This window comes from Clostridioides sp. ZZV14-6154 (assembly GCF_020657785.1).
Taxonomy (GTDB): Bacteria; Bacillota; Clostridia; order Peptostreptococcales; family Peptostreptococcaceae; genus Clostridioides.
Window position 1 is genome coordinate 123,233 of the sequence record NZ_JAGWCY010000004.1, and the last position, 18,880, is coordinate 142,112.

The window sequence follows — 18,880 nt, forward strand, 5'->3', positions numbered from 1 at the left end:
TATATTATAGAACTAGTATGAATTTAGAGCAATATTTATTTAGATTAATTAGAATTTTCAATATATTTATTAGCTGTAAAATTATGTGATTATTAAACTGTATATATAATAATGTTTTACTTTGTGGTTTTACTTAAAACTGTTTGAGTTTTATTTAATAGGGTATTTTAAGTGAGTGAAAATTTTGTTTTAGCATAAAAAACTTATATTATAAATTTTGGAGGTAATAAATATGAGAAAAGTAGTACTTTATATTGCAATGAGTTTAGATGGTTATATAGCAGAAGAAGATGGTAGTGTAGCTTTTTTAGATGAAGTAGCTTCAGATTCTCAACAAGAAGACTATAATACTTTTTACGATACAATTGGTACAGTTATTATGGGAAATTCAACATATACACAAATAATAAATGAACTAAGCCCAAATGAATGGTTTTATGAAGGGAAAGAATGTTATGTGTATTCAAAGACTACTAGTGGAGTTACTGAAAATGTAAAGTATACAAATTTGGAACCTAAAAAACTAATTGAACAAATTAGAGCAGAGAAAGAAGGAAAAGATATCTGGATAATTGGAGGAAGTGAAATAGTAGAATTATTTATAAAAGATAATCTAATTGATGATTATTTTGTATATGTATTGCCAACAATATTAGGTAGAGGAATTCCATTATTTAAAACTGGAATACAGAGAACAAATTTAAATCTTAAAAAAGTTAGTAATTTAGAACAACTTGTAAAATTAGAATATAGTAAAAAACAAGTATAAAGTATGTGCTGGCTTGTTATCATTTTATAAAATAAAGTATTTAAAAACTTAAATTATATATGAATTGACATTACTTGTCAAATATGGTAACATATAAGCGACTTATCGGAGGGTGTATTAGAAAGAATATGCTGGAGAAGAGAGTGCACTAACTCTTTTCTCCTTTTTTTATAAAAGCAAGTATTCATAAGCTTGGTATTATTACATAATAATTACACTGTCTCAAAAATTTAGAAAGGAGTAGAATATGAAATTAATTTTAAATTATTTAAAAAATTATAAGTTATTAATAGGATTAAATATACTGGCTATATTTAGTTTTGCATTAGTTGAATTAGGTATACCAACAATAATAGCTAAAATAATTGATAATGGTATTGCAAATCAAAACACAACTTACATAAAACAAATGGGAATAGTAATAGTTGTTATTTCTATTATAGGAGTTGTAGGTAGTGTATTATTGGGTTATTGTTCTGCAAAAATATCAACAGGAGTAACTAGAGATATAAGAAATGATATATTTAAAAAATCTCAAGAGTTTTCACACACTGAATACAATAAATTTGGGATTTCTTCAATGATTACAAGAACTACAAATGATGCATTTCAAATTCAACAATTTGTAAATATACTTCTTAGAACAGCTTTATTAACTCCAGTCATGTTTATTATAAGTATAATCATGACAATTAGAACAAGTGTAGAGCTTTCCTTGGTATTAGCTATATCAGTGCCTTTTATAATTATTGGAGTAGCAATAATAGCAAAAGTTTCTCAATCAATATCATCCAAACAACAAAAAGGACTGGATAAACTAAACCTTATATCAAGAGAAAATTTAACTGGAATAAGGGTAATCAGAGCATTTGGGAATGATGACTATGAGACAAAAAGATTTGAAGAAACAAATACATATTATGCTAATGTTTCTAAAAAATTGTTTAAACTTATGTCAATTACTCAACCCGCATTCTTTTTACTATTAAATATAGCTGTTTTAGCTGTGTTTTGGATTTCCAGTGAGAAAATAAATATTGGAGAAATTCAAGTTGGACAATTAGTTGCATTTTTGGAATATCTTTTCCATGCTATGTTTTCAATTATGCTTTTTTCAATGGTATTTATCATGTATCCAAGAGCAGAAGTTTCAGCAAATAGAATAAAAGAAATTTTAGAAGAAGAGCCACTTATAAAAAATCCTAAAAATGGAGTAAAAGATACTGAAAATAAAGGACTTATAGAATTTGACAATGTAACATTTACTTATCCAGATGGAGAGGCCTCTGTGCTTAAAGATATTTCGTTTACTGCAAAGACAGGTGAAACAGTTGCCTTTATAGGTAGTACTGGTAGTGGAAAGAGTACTCTAATTAACTTGATACCTAGATTTTATGATGTAACAGAAGGTAGCATTAAGATAAATGGAGTAGATATAAGGGAATATGACTTAAAGGCTTTAAGAAAAAAAATAGGATTTATACCTCAGAAAGCATTGCTTTTTACTGGTAGTATAGCAAATAATATTAGATTTGGTAAAAATAAAGCAGGAACATCAGAATTAGAACATTCAGCCAAAGTTGCACAGGCATATGAGTTTATATCAAAAAAACCTAGAAAATTTGATGAATTAATTAGTGAAGGTGGATCTAATGTATCTGGAGGTCAAAAGCAAAGACTTTCTATTGCCAGAGCTATTATAAGAAAGCCTGAAATATATATATTTGATGATAGCTTTTCTGCGTTAGATTTTAAGACTGATGCAATACTTCGTTCTAAGCTAAAAAAAGAAACAAAAAATGCAATTGTATTGATTGTTGCACAGAGAATTAGCTCAATTATTGATGCTGATAAAATTATAGTACTAAATGAAGGAAAAGTTGTTGGAATGGGAACTCATAAAGAATTATTGAAAAATTGTGAAATATACTATGAAATTGCAACATCTCAGTTGAAAAAGGAGGAATTGGAATAATGAAAAAGTCTAAAGGTTTTAAAAAAACAATTGGTAGACTTCTTCCATTTGTAAAGCAATATAAATTTTCATTTATTATAGCTATTATATGTATAATTTTAGCAGCTACTATGAATGCAATTGCTCCTAAAACAGAGGGATTAATAATAACACAATTAACTAAAGATGTAATTCGTATAGCAAAAGGAATACCAGGAGCATCTGTGAATTTTAACTATGTAGTAAAAATTTTGGCACTCTTAGCATGTATATATGTTGCTAATGCAATTTTTACGTATGCTTCAAGTTTTTTACTTACAAATGCTATTCAAAATACAATGAGAGACTTAAGAAATGAAGTAGAAAATAAGATAAGAAAATTGCCTATTAGTTACTTTGACAGCAATAGTTTTGGAGATGTACTAAGCCGTATATCAAATGATGTAGATACAATATCAAATGCTTTACAGCAGAGCTTTATGCAAATTATCAACTCAATTTTAGTAATAATTTTGGCAATTTCCATGATGTTTACAATTAATGTATATATGGCATTTATAGCTCTTTTTATAATTCCAATTAGTTATTTTGTATCTAAGTTCATAGTAAAAAAATCACAAAATAGATTTTCATTACAACAAAATGCTCTTGGAAAATTAAATGGAAAAGTACAAGAGATGTATACTGGATTTAATGAAATAAAATTATATGGAAAAGAAGAAGACTCTATAGAAGAATTTAAAAAAGTAAATCAAGAACTTTGTGAAAATGGATTTAAGGCACAGTTTATATCAAGTATGATGAATCCAATGGTTTCATTAGTAACTTATTTTGGAATTGCAGCAGTAGCAGTAGTTGGCTCTATATATGCAGTGAGTGGAGGGATAACAGTTGGAAATTTACAAGCATTTGTACGTTACATATGGCAAATAAATCAGCCTCTTTCACAGATGACACAATTATCAACTGTAATACAATCTTCTTTTGCAGCAATAGAGCGTGTATTTGAAATTTTGGATGAAGAAGAGGAAATTCCTGATGTTGAAAATCCAATTAAGATAGAAAATGTACAAGGAAATGTCACATTTGAACATGTAAATTTTGGCTATGGAGAAAGTGAAACTTTAATAGAAGATTTAAATGTAGAAATAAAAAGTGGTCAAATGGTAGCTATTGTTGGCCCTACTGGAGCAGGTAAAACAACATTAATAAACTTATTGATGAGATTTTATGATGTAAAGGGAGGAGCTATTAAAGTTGATGGAGTAGATATTAGAGATATGAGACGTGAAGATTTACGTTCAATGTTTGGGATGGTACTTCAAGATACATGGCTATTTAATGGTACTATTTTTGAAAATATAGAATATGGTAGATTTGGAGCTACTAAGGAAGAAATTATACAAGCAGCAAAAGTAGCAAATGTACATCACTTTATAACTACACTTCCAGATGGATATAATATGTTTTTAAATGAAGAAGCATCTAATATATCGCTTGGAGAAAAACAACTTTTAACTATAGCTAGAGCCTTTATATCAGACCCTTCGATATTGATATTAGATGAGGCTACTAGTTCTGTTGATACTAGGTTAGAATTGATGCTTCAAAAGGCAATGAGAAATCTTATGAATGGTAGAACTAGTTTTGTTATAGCACATAGACTTTCTACAATTCGTAATGCTGACTTGATTTTGGTTATGAATAATGGAAGTATTATAGAGCAAGGTAATCACGATGAATTAATGGAAAAAGGCGGATTTTATGAGAAGCTTTATAATAGCCAATTTGCAGATACAGAATCTGAATAAAAAAATATGTGTTTATATAATAGCTATAACTTAAATTACTAATGTTATAATTAAAAAGAGTATCAGCAAAGTTATTTTTTTATAAACTTACTGATACTCTTTAGCTTTAAGCTTAAAATATTTATATTTGACAACTAATCTTGTTATATCTGATAACTAGAATTGCAGTATTTTTCTTTTTTACCTTTTTGTTCTCTGACATATAATAACTCACTTAACTTATTGATGTAATAACAATCGTCACTTATGCGAATTAAACTAGTTAGATAATATCCGTCTTTACTTCGAGGAATTTTTTTGTTTATAGCTAAGTCAATAGCTGTTTTTGCTGCTTCAAAATGTTTTAAATGTGTATGACCTTCTTCAAAATTCTTTCTAGTATTATAAACTACATAACCGTTTTTAACTTGAAAAACTATAAATTCTTTTTTTTCATATATTTTATTAAACATTTAATCAGCCTTTCTCAAGATAGTTTTATAGTATAACAATAGAAGCTTCTAAAAAGTTTTATAAAGAGCATAAATATTATGTAAATTATAAGCCTAAAGACTATAATTTTATAAAGATAAATTTTTTATTACTTATATAATAATTCATAGAAGTTAAAAGTAAATTATCTTTAAGTTAAACAAAAGTAAAATAAAAGACTAGTTATAATATTTATATGAAAAAGTACAAAATATAGTATAAAAATATAGAAAAATTAAATTATTTACTTGCAGTTTCTGGTTCCATAAGTATATTTACCTTGAGATATATTATCATCATGAAAATATATTCTCTCACAAATTTTATCTCCCCATAGAATATTTTTTGTTATTTTATGTGATGTATCCCCTGTAAATACTTCAGCAACAGTGGTATCAGTAACATCACAATAAAGGGATGCAAATTCCTTAAACCAAGGATTTTCTTCAAAGCGTGAAAGCCAGGAAGCTCCATAAGGACAGTGTAACTCTTCAAATTCAGGAACCCAACCTAAAAATGGGACATCAGTTATACTAGCAATATTGTCAGCAATCAATTCATCTCCATTTTCATTGGCTCTTTCTCTCATAGCAATAGCTCTTTCTTCTGATCTTTCAAACAAAACTTTTTTCAATATTTCAGTAGTTTTTTCATTTCCAAATTCCTCAACTAATACTTTGGTAAAATAAAAATATAAATCACCAAAGTGTTTACAGGCCATACGAACTTCTTCAATAGCATAATCCTTGTCGATAGTTTCATTAGTTACAGTATCTTTGTTCAAAAAAATCACTCCTTAAAATAATAATAGTTACACTATAATTATAGAGTATTTTTTATAAATAAGAAATTGATTTAAGATAAATAAAATTTTAGTAAATATAAATAGATTATTAAAATAGTTTATTATTACAAAAATCTTCTAAATTGATGTATTTAGGAGTTTCCATATGAATAAGTGTTGTTTTATAAATATCTTCAGTACATCCGTTAGATATATTATTAAAAATATCTGTATGTTCTTTTAATGTTGTTTCTAGTCTTCCCTCATGTGATAGTGAATCAAGAGCTAATTTTTTTATTCTGTACATATAGCTGTTGAACATCTTATCAAATTCAGTATTTTGAGCATATGAGACGATTGTTGTGTGAAATAGAGTATCGTATTCTGCAAATGTATTTAAATTCTTATCACTTGATACAATGTCTTTTTGTTTATCTAAAAGATACTTTAATTTATCTATAGTTTCAATTGCTCTAGGCTCTTTGTATTGACTTGTAATTAAAAAAGTGCAAAACCCTTCTATTGCGGAGCGTATTTGAAATATCTCTACAATTTCATTAGCTGTGATTTGATGAATTTTAAAACCCTTACTTGGAATTATATCTATAAAACCATCTTGACTGAGTCTTTGAAGAGCATCTCTTATAGGCGTTCTTGAGATACCTATTTCACTCGCAAGCTTTGTTTCAGAATATATTTCATTTTCTATTATTTCACCAGATAGTATTAATTCTTTTAAATAGTCATATGCTTGTTCTTGTAATCTTTTAAATGTAGCCATATTTTATACCCCCTAAACAATGTGAAAATACAAAAACTTATATAATGTTAAGAATACAACATAGTAAAATTAAGGTCAATCCTTTGAAATTTAAATTATATATTGGGCGATATAAATAAAGGTTTAGTTGAATGATACTTAATTATTGATAAAAATAATTAATATAAACTATGATTAAATATAATATGGAAATAGTGTGGATTATTTAACATAAGTAGTGTGTATTAAATATAGTGATAGGAGGGGAATTCTATTATATAAGGCTAAAAGGCATGTTTTATTGTTAAAATAAATACTTTTATATTTTATATTGACCGGTATACTGGTGTGTAGTATACTTTAAATCATAAAAAACGTTTTCAAAAATGTGAAAATATGGAGGGATATATAATGAAGTTAGGATTTATTGGATTAGGAATAATGGGAAAACCAATGGCTAAGAATTTAATAAAAGATGGATGCAATCTTTTAGTATATGATATTAATAAATCTGCTATAGATGAGCTTGTATCATATGGCGCAAAATATGCAAGTCTTTCAGAAATAGGTGAAGAGTGTGAAATTGTATTTACAATACTTCCAAATGGAGCCATTGTTCAAGATATATTATTTGGAGCTGATGGTTTAACAAATACTTTAAAAGAGGGCAGTATAATTGTAGATATGAGTTCAGTTACTCCCACAGAATCTATGTCATGTGCAGAAAAATTAAAGCAAATGAACTTAGAATTTATAGATTCACCAGTAAGTGGAGGTGAACCAAAAGCAATTGATGGAACACTTGCTTTTATGGCTGGTGGTAAAGAAGAAGTATATAAAAAAGTAGAGCCATTTTTTAATATAATGGGAAGTTCATCTATTTTAATTGGAGACAATGGCAGTGGAAGTGTTACAAAACTTACAAATCAAGTAATAGTTAATCTTACAATAGCAGCAGTATCTGAAGCATTTGTACTTGCAGCCAAAGCAGGAGCAGACCCAGAAAAAGTGTACAAGGCAATAAGAGGAGGTCTAGCTGGCAGTACAATATTGGATGCAAAAATACCAATGATTATGAATCGTGATTTTAAACCAGGTGGAAAAATATCTATCAATCTAAAAGATATAAAAAATGTAATGCAGACAGCACACAATTTGGATGTGCCACTACCTATGACAAGTCAGCTATTAGAAATTATGCAAACATTAAAAGTACATGGACATTTAGAAGATGACCATGGTGGAATAGCTCAATATTTTGAAAAATTAGCAGGTGTTGAAATAAAAAAACACAATAATTAATGGCAAATATATTGATGGGATAGTAGGTATGTATTATTAAAATTAGATTTAGATTATATTATACAAAGACAATAGAGTTACGGTATCATAATAAAAGAAAAAATAAGGTTAAGAGATAATAAAGTAAATTATAAAGGGGAAAAGATTATGATTACAGGATATGGACTTTTGATAGCATTTATTATATCTATAGGAATTTTGCTTGTGTCGATTATTAAGTTTAAAGTAAATCCATTTTTGGCTTTGCTTATAACATCTATAATTACAGGATTTATGGTTAAGATGCCTATAAATGAAATTTCAACTACAATATCAACTGGATTTGGAAGTACATTAGGTAGTATTGGTATTGTAATTGGGCTTGGAATAATATTTGGAAATATACTTTCAGAATCAAGAGCAACAGAATCTATTGCAAAGGGATTGCTGGCTAGAACTGGAGAAAAAAATAGTGCATTAGCTATAACTACAGCAGGATTTTTAATTTCAATTCCAGTGTTTATGGATGCAGCATTTGTTATAATGATGCCTATAATTAAATATGTTTCAAGAGTAACCAAGAAATCTCTTATGGTTTTTGTGTGTGCATTAGGAGTTGGTACAATAGTAGGTCATGCACTTGTAATACCAACACCAGGGCCTTTAGCTGTTGCAGCAAATGTAAATGCAAATGTAGGCAGTTTTATACTTTATTCCATAATTGTTGCATTTCCAGCAGCTCTTGCAGGAGGATGGATTTATGGAAAACGTTTTGAAAAGTATCCAGCTTATGCAATTGACGAAAATAATAAAGAAAAAAATTTAGAACAAGGAAAAGAGAGTATTGAACTTGAAAATGATAACTCTGATAAAGTGCCAGGTTTTGGAGTTTCTATGTTTTCTTTATTATTTCCAATACTTCTTATACTTGTATCAAACGTATTTAGTATGTTTTTAGAAAAAGGTTCTAAAATGAGTGGAATACTTGCATTTATAGGGGATAAGAATATAGCAATATTGCTTGGAATATTGGTAGCAATAGTATTTTTGAAGAAGTACATAAGTAAGCCTATGGGAGATGTTGTTATTGAAGCTGCTGATTCAGCAGGATTGATATTATTAATAACAGGCTCAGGAGGAGCATTTGGTAGTGTTATAAATGCTAGTGGAATAGGAAACTTCTTAGTTGACACTATGTCTGGACTTAGTATATCAGTTGTGGTACTTGGATTCTTATTAAGTGCATTGCTTAGAATTTCTCAGGGTTCTGCTACTGTAGCACTAGTGACTACATCATCAATTTTAGGACCTACCATTTTAGCAACTGGTATGTCACCAGTTTTAGTAGGGCTTGCTATATGTGCTGGTGGTGTTGGTTTCTCTCTTCCAAACGATTCTGGATTCTGGGTACTTTCAAGATTTAGTGGCTTGTCAGTTAAGGATACTTTAAATTCATGGACAATAGGAGGTACAATTGCTGGTGTTACAGCATTTATAATGGTTTTATTACTTAGTGTTATAAACGGTATTGTACCACTTCCAGGTTTATAAAAAATATAAATACTAAACATAAGCATACTATAATAAATTACATAAAGGGGGATTTTTAGTGAGAGAAGTCAATTCAATTAACATAGATATACTTGATACTTTTAAGACCGTAGATGAAGATAAATTAAATAAATTACTTGTAAATGAACTTAAAAATTTAAATAGAAAGATTATTGTATTAGATGATGACCCAACTGGAGTACAAACAGTTCATGATGTTTCTGTATATACTGATTGGGATAAGAGTAGCATAGAACAAGGCTTTGATGAAGAAAATAGTATGTTTTTTATACTTACTAACTCAAGGGGATTTACAGTTGCTCAAACAACAGAAGTGCATAAGGAAATTTCAAAAAATATTGTGGATATTTCTCAAAAAGTTAATCAAGATTTTATTATTATAAGCCGAAGTGATTCAACAATGAGGGGACATTATCCTCTTGAAACTAATTTGTTGAAAAATGAGGTGGAAAAATTATCAGGGAAACTATTTGATGGTGAAATAATAATGCCATTTTTCAAAGAAGGTGGAAGATTTACCATAGACAATGTACATTATGTAAAAGAAGGAGAGATGCTTGTACCAGGGGGAATGACTGAATTTGCAAAAGATAAATCCTTTGGCTATAAATCTTCCGATATAGGAGAATGGTGTGAAGAAAAAACAAATGGAGAATATAAATCTAGTGATATGATATACGTTTCATTAGAGGAACTTAGAAGTCTAAATATTGATAGTATAACAGAAAAGCTTAAAATGGCTAAGAACTTCAACAAAATCATTGTAAATGCAATAGATTATGTAGATGTAAAGGTATTTACAATTGCGTTTATACGTGCAGTAAATAGTGGTAAAGAATTTATATTTAGAAGCGCTGCTGCTATAACAAAGGTACTTGGTGGGGTAAGTGATAAGGAATTACTTACTAAAGAGGAATTAGTATTAAAAGATAATACTAATGGAGGTATTATACTTGTTGGTTCACATGTAAATAAAACTACTCAGCAACTAGAAGAACTTAAAAATTGTAAGCATCCTATAGAATTTATAGAGTTTAATCAACATTTAGTTTTGCAGGAAAATGGCTTGAAAAATGAAGTAAAAAGAGTTATACAAGTTGTAGAAGAGAAAATAACTAATGGAAAGACTGTTGCTGTGTATACTAGACGTGAGCGTTTTGATTTAGATACGAATGATAAAGATAAACAACTTATGGTTTCTGTAGAAATTTCAGATGCTGTGACTAGTATAGTTGGTATGCTTAATGTAAGACCAAATTTTATTATAGCAAAAGGTGGAATTACATCTAGTGATGTTGGAACTAAGGCACTAAAAGTAAAAAAAGCTACTGTAATGGGTCAAATAAAACCTGGTATACCAGTATGGATGACAGGAGAAGAAAGTAAATTTCCTAATATGCCATATATAATTTTCCCTGGCAATGTTGGAGAAGTTAGCACACTTAGAGAAGCTGTTGAAGTATTAATGGGTTAGAAGAAAATCTTTTATTTCATCATTTCAACAATGAAAAAGAGGCTTATCTCTATTTTGAGACAGCCTCTTATTTGTATTTATAAATATTTATATTACAATATGGCATATGATTTAGATTATTTATTTTTTTTTGATTGATTTAATATCTTCTTTGATTTTATTTAAAATATCTTTATGCTTATTAGAGCTTATATTAGGGAACGCTTTAATAATACGTCTATGAAGCAATTTGTGGCTAGATAGTAGAGTATTAAGTTTGTTTTTAAGTTCTTCAATTCTGTTTTTAGCATAACGATAATTTTCTCTTTCTTTTAATATTTCAAATCTATCCTCTAAAGTCTCAAGTCTATTTTCAACCAAAGTCTCAAGCTTATTCTCAATAGTTTCTTGTGTAATGATTTTGTAGTATTCTTTTTTATCTTTTAATTCCTTAATTATAAGATGGATTTGTTTTAATTTACCATTTAATTGTAAAATTGTGTGTACTGTAATTATTAAATCTAAAACAAAATAAATTTCTATAGATATACCAAGAATAAATAGTATATTTTTAGGAATATAATCTATGAAATCAACTACAATAGGATGTATTATCAGCATTACAATTAATGATAATACACCAAACATAAGTGAATTTTCTAAGCAAACTCTTCCATGAATGTTGAACTTGTGATTGGAATAATCCCACCACTTCATATTAAATAGTTTTTCTAATACAAAACTTGTAAAATACTCCATTATGCTGGTTATAATTATACTAAATACAAATAATAAGGGAATATTATGAACAAAAGGAGTCAGTGTAGCTACTATTGCTAGTGCGCCAAATCCATATATAGGACAAAAGGGTCCATTTAAAAAACCTCTATTTACAAATTGTTTTTGCAAAACAGAACAATATGTAGTCTCACAACACCATCCTATAAAACTATAAATTACAAAATAAAGAAATTGAATATAAAATGTACTCATAAATACCTCATTTCTAGTTAATATAACATTATATAATACTATATATCTGATATTTTCTTTCATAATTAACTATATCACCTTAAACTTAATTTACATATTGATTATACCAATTTATAGAAATTTATCAAATTTAATTACAATTATAATATTATATGCAGAACTATAGCAATGAGATTTTATTTAAAATAAATAAGGGTGTCAAGTATAATCGAACTAATACCTGTAGATACTCTACAGTATATTGCTTTGATTAACTTTGACACCCTTATATTATTTATATTTTACTTATTTACATTTAAAACTAGAACAACATGTTTCAGTGTAAAGATTTACTCTATCAGTTTCAGGAGCGACTAATATATTATCAAGATTACATAAGCTACCATCTTTATTGTACTTACAAGTCTTGACACTACAAACTAATTCTTCACAATTTCTATTGTTAACATTGTTAGATAGATTACTATAAATAGACTCATCTAAAAACGAACTACAGCAAGTATGTCTATCATTATGAGCTTGTTCACCATTTATAAAAATTTTATCTGCATAACATATATGGCTGTTATTATGTGAGCAGTTAGTTACATTACAATTGATTCTTTCCAAAGTTATTACCTCCTAAACTATTATTTATTATAAATTATGTCCATATAATTGCAAGAATATAACATTTAAGAGAAAACTTCCTTTTAGAAAATATCTATTTTTAGAATAATTTGAAATACAGATATATTTTCTTCTAAAATTTACCTAAATTGTATAAAAACTTACAGCTTGGAGAAAATAATAGAAAAAGGAGGCGTAATCAATGTTTGAAAAGAAGAAAAAAGAATTATTTCCTTGGAAAATATCTGCATTAGTACTAGTAGGAGTCTTTGTATTAAGTAGTGGAGTTTATATAGGAACAAAATTAAAAAACAATGGAGTTCAAACTGGTAAAGTTGTAAGTACTAGTGCGAATATGAGTGAAGAATCAAAAGAAGCTTTTGGATTAAATAAAAACTGCGAAGTTTGGCTTCAAGGCGAAGGCGAAAACGAAACTAACTATAAGAGAGTACTTACAATGGCTGGAGTAGTTCCAGAGTCATTATTAGATAAGACAAAATCAGAAATAGTATCATATTTTAAACAAGAATATCCAACTAAAAAAATAAAGAGTATGGATAAAAATGAAATCATATTGGTAGAATCTAAAAACAGTGATAATAAAGATGTACAAGCAATGAACAATACTATAAAAGGTAAATATACAATTGAAAATGATAATGGAAATATAGCATTGTATAAATACGATGATAGTGGAAATAAAACATTAGTAGAAAAAACAAAAATAAGAGTAGATTCACTTCCTAAGACCGTTCAAGATGAACTTAAAAAAGGTGTAGTTATGGATACAGAGGAAGATGCCTATTCAAGATTAGAAGATTTTGCAAGTTAATATTAAGATTTAAACTATATTTAATGCCTATTAAAATACAATAATTTATTTGTACTAAATATAAAAGTTATATTGAAGTGAGAAGTTTGCTTTGATATAACTTTTTTATTTGATTTTATATTTAACATAAACCATTTTATTATTTGTTAATATTATTTATGGTATAATGATTTAGAACATAAGTTTTTATGAGAAATACATTTTGGTATTTCTTTTATTTTTAGGAGGAATTTTTTAAAATGATGATATTGGGGATTGACCCAGGTATAGCCATAGTTGGATATGGTATAATTGAATATAAAAATAGTAAATTTAAAGTAATAGATTATGGAGCAGTAACAACACCTGCGCATATGGATATCTCTAAGAGGTTAGAACTCGTATATAAAGGAATTGATACAATAGTAAAGAATTACAATATAGATGAAGTTGGAATGGAAGAACTATTCTTTAACAAGAATGTAAAAACTGCTATAACAGTAGCACAGGCTAGAGGAGTTACTATGCTTGCTTGTGCACATAATGGTAAACCAATATATGAATACACTCCACTTCAAGTAAAACAAGGTGTAGTTGGATATGGTAGAGCAGATAAAGCACAAGTTCAACAGATGGTAACCTCATTTTTAAGTTTAAAAAAAGTTCCAAAACCAGATGATGTTGCAGATGCTCTAGCTGTGGCTATTTGCCATGCTCATTCAAATAAACTTGAAAAAACTCTAAAGAATATAGGTGGGAAGTATGTATAGTTATATAAAAGGTACAGTAGAAGAGATATATATAGACAGTATAGTTGTTGAAAACAATGATATAGGATATAAGATAAATGTGTCATCCAATACAATAATGAATTTGCAAATAGGAAATACTGCAAAAATATATACTAAACTAATAGTAAGAGAAGATGATATGAGTCTTTGTGGTTTTGCAAGTAGGGAAGAATTAAAGATGTTTGAATTGCTTACATCTGTGTCAAAAATAGGGCCTAAGGTGGGGCTTTCAATACTATCATTTGCATCACCAGCACAACTAGGAGCTTATATTTTGAGCGAAGATGTTGGGAAACTATCTAAGGCTCCAGGCGTTGGTAAAAAGACAGCAGAGAGAATTGTTTTAGAACTTAAGGATAAAGTGGATAAAAATAATATAGAATTTGAACCAACATTATTATCACAAAAACCTACTTTAATATCTCAAGATGAATCTATAGATGCACTTGTAGCTTTGGGATATACCTTAGCAGAATCAAAAGAGGCAGTTCAAAAATGTAAAAAAGATGGGATGAATACAGAAGACATTATAAAAAAAGCACTTACATATATAATGAGTAAATCTATGAAATAGCATTTAATTTGTAAATGTAAAATAATATTTAAAATAAAGTAGATTTCCAAAATTATGGAAGGAGGGGTATAGATGCAAGATTTTGAAGATGAAAATAGGATAATAACATCTACCATGAAGATGGAAGATATAGATATAGAAAATAGTTTAAGACCAAAGACACTAGAAGATTATTTAGGTCAAGAAAAATCCAAAGAGCAACTTAGTATATTTATAGAGGCAGCAAAATCAAGAAATGAGCAGTTAGACCATGTACTTTTATATGGACCACCAGGGCTTGGAAAAACTACGCTAGCGAGTATAATAGCTAATGAGATGGGAGTAAATTTGAGGATTACATCAGGACCCGCAATAGAAAGAGCAGGGGACTTAGCAGCTATACTTACAAATTTGAATGAAAATGATGTTTTATTTATAGATGAGATACATAGAATCAATAGGAGTGTTGAAGAAGTCTTGTATCCAGCAATGGAAGATTTTTGTTTAGATATAATAATTGGAAAAGGACCATCTGCAAGAAGTATAAGGCTTGACCTTCCTAAGTTTACACTTATTGGAGCTACTACAAGAGCTGGTATGCTTACAAATCCACTTAGAGATAGATTTGGTGTTATTTGTAAATTAGATTATTATACAGTTGATGAACTTTCAAAAATAGTGCTTAGGTCATCAAATATTTTAGATGCAGAAATACAATCTCAAGGAGCTTTAGAGCTTGCAAAACGTTCAAGAGGGACTCCAAGAATAGCAAATAGATTACTAAAAAGAGTTAGAGATTTTGCACAGGTTAGAGCTGATGGAAGGATAACTGATGAAGTTGCAAAGGATGCTCTTGAACTTTTGGGAGTTGATAATTTAGGTCTTGATTTTGTGGATGAAAAGCTTCTTATGACTATAATAGAAAAATTTAGGGGTGGCCCGGTAGGTCTTGATACATTAGCAGCTTCAATTGGTGAAGATAGAAATACAATAGAAGATGTGTATGAGCCATATTTGCTTCAACTAGGGTTTATAAATAGAGGACCTAGAGGTAGAGTAGCCATGCCCCTAGCCTATGAACATTTAAAAATACCTTATCCTAGTGATAGATAAAAATACAAAAAGAGGTATTAATTAAACAAATAATCATTAAATTAAAATATTTCTAAAATGGGTAAAAATTCAAACATATCCACAAAATGGTAATTATATCTGTAGATACTGTGGATAAATACAAGGAAAAATGTGTGTACTGTATCTATATATTGTGGATAAGACGTGCATATCGTGGAAAAATATCTATATATTGTGGATATACTGTATCTTAAAAATAGGGATTTATTGATATATTCTGGTAATATTGTAGAAAATAAGTTGTTTTTTTGATATTATTGTAGCTAGAGAAATTTTAAGAGAGGAAGTTTGACATTGAAAACAAGTGATTTTAAATTTGATTTACCACAGGAACTTATAGCTCAAGTTCCTATAGAAGACAGAGCTAGTTCAAGATTGATGGTATTAGATAAAGAAACAGGAGAAATTGAGCATAAAGTATTTAGAGACATAATAGAATATTTAAATCCAGGAGACTGTTTAGTTTTAAATAACACTAGAGTTATACCTGCTAGATTAATAGGGGAAAAACTTGAGACTGGTGGAAAAATTGAATTTTTATTATTAAAAAGAACAGAAGAAGATACTTGGCAAGCTTTAGTAAAACCAGGTAAAAGAGCAAAAGTAGGAACTAAGTTTTCCTTTGGAAATGGAAAATTGATTGGAGAAGTTGTAGATTTATCAGATGAAGGTTCAAGAATTATAAAGTTTCATTATGATGGAATTTTCGAGGAGATTTTAGATGAGCTTGGAAATATGCCACTTCCTCCATATATAACTGCTAGATTAGAGGAAAAAGAAAGATACCAAACTGTTTATTCAAAACATAATGGCTCAGCAGCGGCACCTACAGCAGGTCTACACTTTACAGAAGAATTATTAAATGAAATAAAAGAAAAAGGTGTAGATATAGCATTTATAACTTTACACGTTGGTTTAGGTACTTTTAGGCCAGTAAAAGTAGATGATGTTTTAAATCATAAGATGCATTCAGAATATTATATGGTCAGTCAAGATGCAGCTGACAAAATAAACAGAGCAAAAGAAAGTGGGAACAATGTAGTATGTGTTGGAACTACTAGTTGTAGGACTATAGAATCAGCTTGTGATGAAAATGGCAAGATGAAAGAAACTAGTGGTTGGACAGACATATTTATATATCCAAGTTATAAATTTAAGGTTTTGGATAGACTTATAACTAATTTCCATCTACCAGAGTCTACCTTAATCATGTTAGTAAGTGCTATTTGTGGAAAAGATAATGTATTAAATGCATATAATGAAGCAGTAAAAGAAAGATATAGATTCTTCAGTTTTGGAGATGCTATGATTATAAAGTAGGGAGGTAATAGATGCATAGTTTACAAAAACAAAAAAAGAATAACCCTATATTAAAGATTGCTTTTATATTTGAACGTGTATTAGCAGTAGTAGTTCTGATAGCAGTATTTTTAGGTACAATAGATGTATTAAGACTTATGTGGGGAGCATATATAGTTGATTTTCAAAATCCAGTACAATACAGTCAGCTTAATGATTTCTTAGCACAAATATTACTTTTAGTGATAGGTGTTGAGCTTGTAGTAATGCTATCACTTCACATACCAGGAGCATTTATTGAGGCACTACTATATGCTATAGCCAGAAAAATGTTATTACTTCCTAAAAATGAAGGGATGATAGATGTTTTAATTGGAGTTATAGCTATTGCAGGACTATTTGCTATAAAAAAGTTTTTAGTAACAAAAGACAAGAGTGCTCTTAATATAACGAGTATCCATGATGAAGAAGCAATCAAAGAACAACAAAGCAAAGAAGATAAAGATAAATCTATTTAGAAAATATATTAGATGTTTAGATTAGTAAAAATATATATTATGGAATAACTAGAAATAAAAATTATTAAGGAGAAATTTATGTACGCAGTAAGATATGAACTGATAAAAACTTGTAAACAAAGTGGTGCAAGGCTTGGAAGATTACACACACCACATGGAATTATAGAAACACCAATATTTATGCCTGTTGGGACTCAAGCAACAGTAAAATCTATGACACCAGAAGAATTAAAAGAGATTGGTTCACAAATAATACTTAGCAACACTTATCATCTATATATGAGACCAGGACATGAACTTATAAAAAAAGCTGGTGGACTTCATAAGTTTATGAACTGGGATAAGCCAATACTTACAGACAGTGGAGGATTTCAAGTATTTAGCTTAGGGCCTTTGAGAAAGATAAAAGAAGAAGGCGTAGAATTTAGGTCACATCTAGATGGTTCAAAACATTTTTTAACTCCAGAAAAAGCTATGGAAATACAAAATGCGTTAGGTTCAGACATAATGATGGCATTTGATGAATGTGCACCATACCCAGCAGATAGAGAGTATGTAAAGAATTCATTAGAAAGAACAACAAGATGGTTAAAAAGATGTAAAGATGCCCATAATAATACAGACAAGCAAGCTTTATTTGGTATAATACAAGGTGGAATGTATAAAGATTTAAGAGAGCAATCAGCAAAAGAAATAACAAGTATTGATTTACCTGGATATGCAATTGGTGGACTTAGTGTTGGAGAACCAAAACCACTTATGTACGATGTACTAGAACACACAACTCCATTTATGCCAAAGGACAAACCAAGATACTTAATGGGAGTTGGTAGTCCAGATGATTTGGTAGAAGGTGTTATAAGAGGAGTAGATATGTTTGACTGTGTTTTACCTACTCGTATAGCTAGAAATGGAACTGCAATGACTAGTCAAGGTAAAGTAGTGGTTAGAAATGCAACTTATGCTGAAGACTTTACTCCACTTGACCCTGAATGTGATTGTTATACTTGCAAAAATTATTCAAGAGCTTATATAAGACATCTTGTAAAAGCAAATGAAATATTGGGTGCAAGATTGATAACTACTCATAATCTTCACTTTTTACTAAATTTAATGAAACAAATAAGACAAGCGATAATGGAAGATAGATTACTTGATTTTAGAAATGAATTTTTTGTAAAATATGGGTATGAAATATAGGTTTTGCACTATTAATTATAATCATTTTAATATATAATATTCAATAGTACTCAAAGCTAAAGAAAGTAAATTGTTATATAAACATTTATTATGATTTACAAAAGAGTATAATTTACA

19 protein-coding genes are annotated in these 18,880 nt (G+C 28.8%); 14 read left to right on the plus strand and 5 right to left on the minus strand.

Going from position 1 to position 18,880, the window contains the following annotated elements:
- The first annotated feature begins 232 nt into the window (after positions 1-232).
- The 3 genes from KGF45_RS11165 (at position 233) to KGF45_RS11175 (ending at position 4,534) form a co-directional block, all read left to right on the plus strand.
- On the plus strand, positions 233-769 hold the full coding sequence (locus KGF45_RS11165; protein WP_227827594.1) for a dihydrofolate reductase family protein: 537 nt from the start codon (positions 233-235) through the stop codon (positions 767-769).
- Positions 770-1,016: 247 nt separating this feature from the next.
- Positions 1,017-2,744 carry an ABC transporter ATP-binding protein gene (locus tag KGF45_RS11170; RefSeq protein WP_227827593.1) on the plus strand — a complete coding sequence of 576 codons (1,728 nt, stop codon included), beginning with the start codon at positions 1,017-1,019 and terminating at the stop codon, positions 2,742-2,744.
- Entirely contained in the window at positions 2,744-4,534 is a 1,791-nt protein-coding gene (locus KGF45_RS11175; RefSeq protein WP_227842567.1) for an ABC transporter ATP-binding protein, read from the plus strand. Before KGF45_RS11170 ends, KGF45_RS11175 begins: the two co-directional genes overlap by 1 nt.
- A 143-nt stretch (positions 4,535-4,677) precedes the next feature.
- On the opposite strand, the gene KGF45_RS11180 is transcribed toward KGF45_RS11175, so the two are convergent.
- From KGF45_RS11180 to KGF45_RS11190, 3 genes are all read right to left on the minus strand, one after another.
- The gene (locus tag KGF45_RS11180) at positions 4,678-4,986 is read right to left on the minus strand and encodes a hypothetical protein (protein ID WP_227827591.1); all 309 of its coding nucleotides are present in this window, start codon (positions 4,984-4,986) and stop codon (positions 4,678-4,680) included.
- 263 nt (positions 4,987-5,249) lie between these two features.
- Positions 5,250-5,798 (minus strand): L-2-amino-thiazoline-4-carboxylic acid hydrolase, encoded by a 549-nt coding sequence (locus tag KGF45_RS11185; protein WP_227842568.1) that lies wholly within the window; start codon positions 5,796-5,798, stop codon positions 5,250-5,252.
- Positions 5,799-5,898: 100 nt separating this feature from the next.
- A complete protein-coding gene (locus KGF45_RS11190) occupies positions 5,899-6,570 on the minus strand; it encodes a GntR family transcriptional regulator (RefSeq protein ID WP_227840820.1) in 672 nt (223 codons plus the stop codon).
- A gap of 390 nt (positions 6,571-6,960) precedes the next feature.
- On the opposite strand from KGF45_RS11190, the gene garR reads away from it, so the two are divergent.
- The 3 genes from garR (at position 6,961) to KGF45_RS11205 (ending at position 10,876) form a co-directional block, all read left to right on the plus strand.
- Positions 6,961-7,851 carry a 2-hydroxy-3-oxopropionate reductase gene (gene garR / locus KGF45_RS11195; protein ID WP_227842569.1) on the plus strand — a complete coding sequence of 297 codons (891 nt, stop codon included), beginning with the start codon at positions 6,961-6,963 and terminating at the stop codon, positions 7,849-7,851.
- Positions 7,852-7,998: 147 nt separating this feature from the next.
- The gene (locus tag KGF45_RS11200) at positions 7,999-9,381 is read left to right on the plus strand and encodes a gluconate:H+ symporter (RefSeq protein ID WP_227827587.1); all 1,383 of its coding nucleotides are present in this window, start codon (positions 7,999-8,001) and stop codon (positions 9,379-9,381) included.
- Between the two features lie 58 nt (positions 9,382-9,439).
- Entirely contained in the window at positions 9,440-10,876 is a 1,437-nt protein-coding gene (locus KGF45_RS11205; RefSeq protein ID WP_227842570.1) for a four-carbon acid sugar kinase family protein, read from the plus strand.
- A 120-nt stretch (positions 10,877-10,996) separates the two neighbouring features.
- Here KGF45_RS11205 and KGF45_RS11210 read toward each other — a convergent pair whose 3' ends face one another.
- Positions 10,997-11,848 (minus strand): putative ABC transporter permease, encoded by an 852-nt coding sequence (locus KGF45_RS11210; protein WP_227827585.1) that lies wholly within the window; start codon positions 11,846-11,848, stop codon positions 10,997-10,999.
- A gap of 285 nt (positions 11,849-12,133) precedes the next feature.
- Positions 12,134-12,457, minus strand: a complete 324-nt coding sequence (locus KGF45_RS11215) for a DUF1540 domain-containing protein (RefSeq protein ID WP_227827584.1) — start codon at positions 12,455-12,457, stop codon at positions 12,134-12,136.
- A gap of 202 nt (positions 12,458-12,659) precedes the next feature.
- On the opposite strand from KGF45_RS11215, the gene KGF45_RS11220 reads away from it, so the two are divergent.
- The 8 genes from KGF45_RS11220 to tgt all read left to right on the plus strand — a co-directional run bounded on the left by KGF45_RS11220 (position 12,660) and on the right by tgt (position 18,763).
- Positions 12,660-13,289, plus strand: coding sequence for a hypothetical protein (locus tag KGF45_RS11220; protein ID WP_227827583.1), 630 nt, complete (start codon positions 12,660-12,662; stop codon positions 13,287-13,289).
- Positions 13,290-13,528: 239 nt separating this feature from the next.
- On the plus strand, positions 13,529-14,038 hold the full coding sequence (gene ruvC, locus KGF45_RS11225) for a crossover junction endodeoxyribonuclease RuvC (RefSeq protein WP_227827582.1): 510 nt from the start codon (positions 13,529-13,531) through the stop codon (positions 14,036-14,038).
- Positions 14,031-14,633, plus strand: a complete 603-nt coding sequence (gene ruvA, locus KGF45_RS11230; protein WP_227827581.1) for a Holliday junction branch migration protein RuvA — start codon at positions 14,031-14,033, stop codon at positions 14,631-14,633. Before ruvC ends, ruvA begins: the two co-directional genes overlap by 8 nt.
- Before the next feature lie 72 nt (positions 14,634-14,705).
- Complete coding sequence (gene ruvB, locus KGF45_RS11235) at positions 14,706-15,725, plus strand: Holliday junction branch migration DNA helicase RuvB (RefSeq protein WP_227827580.1); 1,020 nt, start codon at positions 14,706-14,708, stop codon at positions 15,723-15,725.
- 86 nt (positions 15,726-15,811) lie between these two features.
- Positions 15,812-15,940: a hypothetical protein gene (locus KGF45_RS20140; protein WP_255611334.1), complete on the plus strand. Its 129-nt coding sequence runs from the start codon at positions 15,812-15,814 to the stop codon at positions 15,938-15,940.
- Positions 15,941-16,040: 100 nt separating this feature from the next.
- Positions 16,041-17,066, plus strand: a complete 1,026-nt coding sequence (queA, locus tag KGF45_RS11240; protein WP_227827579.1) for a tRNA preQ1(34) S-adenosylmethionine ribosyltransferase-isomerase QueA — start codon at positions 16,041-16,043, stop codon at positions 17,064-17,066.
- Between the two features lie 11 nt (positions 17,067-17,077).
- Positions 17,078-17,563: a phosphate-starvation-inducible PsiE family protein gene (locus KGF45_RS11245; protein ID WP_227482100.1), complete on the plus strand. Its 486-nt coding sequence runs from the start codon at positions 17,078-17,080 to the stop codon at positions 17,561-17,563.
- Between the two features lie 78 nt (positions 17,564-17,641).
- A complete protein-coding gene (tgt, locus tag KGF45_RS11250) occupies positions 17,642-18,763 on the plus strand; it encodes a tRNA guanosine(34) transglycosylase Tgt (protein WP_227842571.1) in 1,122 nt (373 codons plus the stop codon).
- Positions 18,764-18,880 lie beyond the last annotated feature (117 nt).

Excerpts from the sequence above, each read along its gene's own strand:
- KGF45_RS11245 (WP_227482100.1), top strand. The coding sequence starts at position 17,078 with ATGCATAGTTTACAAAAACAAAAAAAGAATAACCCTATATTAAAGATT.
- ruvA (WP_227827581.1), top strand. The coding sequence starts at position 14,031 with ATGTATAGTTATATAAAAGGTACAGTAGAAGAGATATATATAGACAGT.
- KGF45_RS11190 (WP_227840820.1), bottom strand. The coding sequence starts at position 6,570 with ATGGCTACATTTAAAAGATTACAAGAACAAGCATATGACTATTTAAAA.
- tgt (WP_227842571.1), top strand. The coding sequence starts at position 17,642 with ATGTACGCAGTAAGATATGAACTGATAAAAACTTGTAAACAAAGTGGT.
- KGF45_RS20140 (WP_255611334.1), top strand. The coding sequence starts at position 15,812 with ATGGTAATTATATCTGTAGATACTGTGGATAAATACAAGGAAAAATGT.
- KGF45_RS11200 (WP_227827587.1), top strand. The coding sequence starts at position 7,999 with ATGATTACAGGATATGGACTTTTGATAGCATTTATTATATCTATAGGA.
- ruvC (WP_227827582.1), top strand. The coding sequence starts at position 13,529 with ATGATGATATTGGGGATTGACCCAGGTATAGCCATAGTTGGATATGGT.
- KGF45_RS11220 (WP_227827583.1), top strand. The coding sequence starts at position 12,660 with ATGTTTGAAAAGAAGAAAAAAGAATTATTTCCTTGGAAAATATCTGCA.
- KGF45_RS11170 (WP_227827593.1), top strand. The coding sequence starts at position 1,017 with ATGAAATTAATTTTAAATTATTTAAAAAATTATAAGTTATTAATAGGA.
- ruvB (WP_227827580.1), top strand. The coding sequence starts at position 14,706 with ATGCAAGATTTTGAAGATGAAAATAGGATAATAACATCTACCATGAAG.
- garR (WP_227842569.1), top strand. The coding sequence starts at position 6,961 with ATGAAGTTAGGATTTATTGGATTAGGAATAATGGGAAAACCAATGGCT.
- KGF45_RS11175 (WP_227842567.1), top strand. The coding sequence starts at position 2,744 with ATGAAAAAGTCTAAAGGTTTTAAAAAAACAATTGGTAGACTTCTTCCA.
- KGF45_RS11165 (WP_227827594.1), top strand. The coding sequence starts at position 233 with ATGAGAAAAGTAGTACTTTATATTGCAATGAGTTTAGATGGTTATATA.
- KGF45_RS11210 (WP_227827585.1), bottom strand. The coding sequence starts at position 11,848 with ATGAGTACATTTTATATTCAATTTCTTTATTTTGTAATTTATAGTTTT.
- KGF45_RS11180 (WP_227827591.1), bottom strand. The coding sequence starts at position 4,986 with ATGTTTAATAAAATATATGAAAAAAAAGAATTTATAGTTTTTCAAGTT.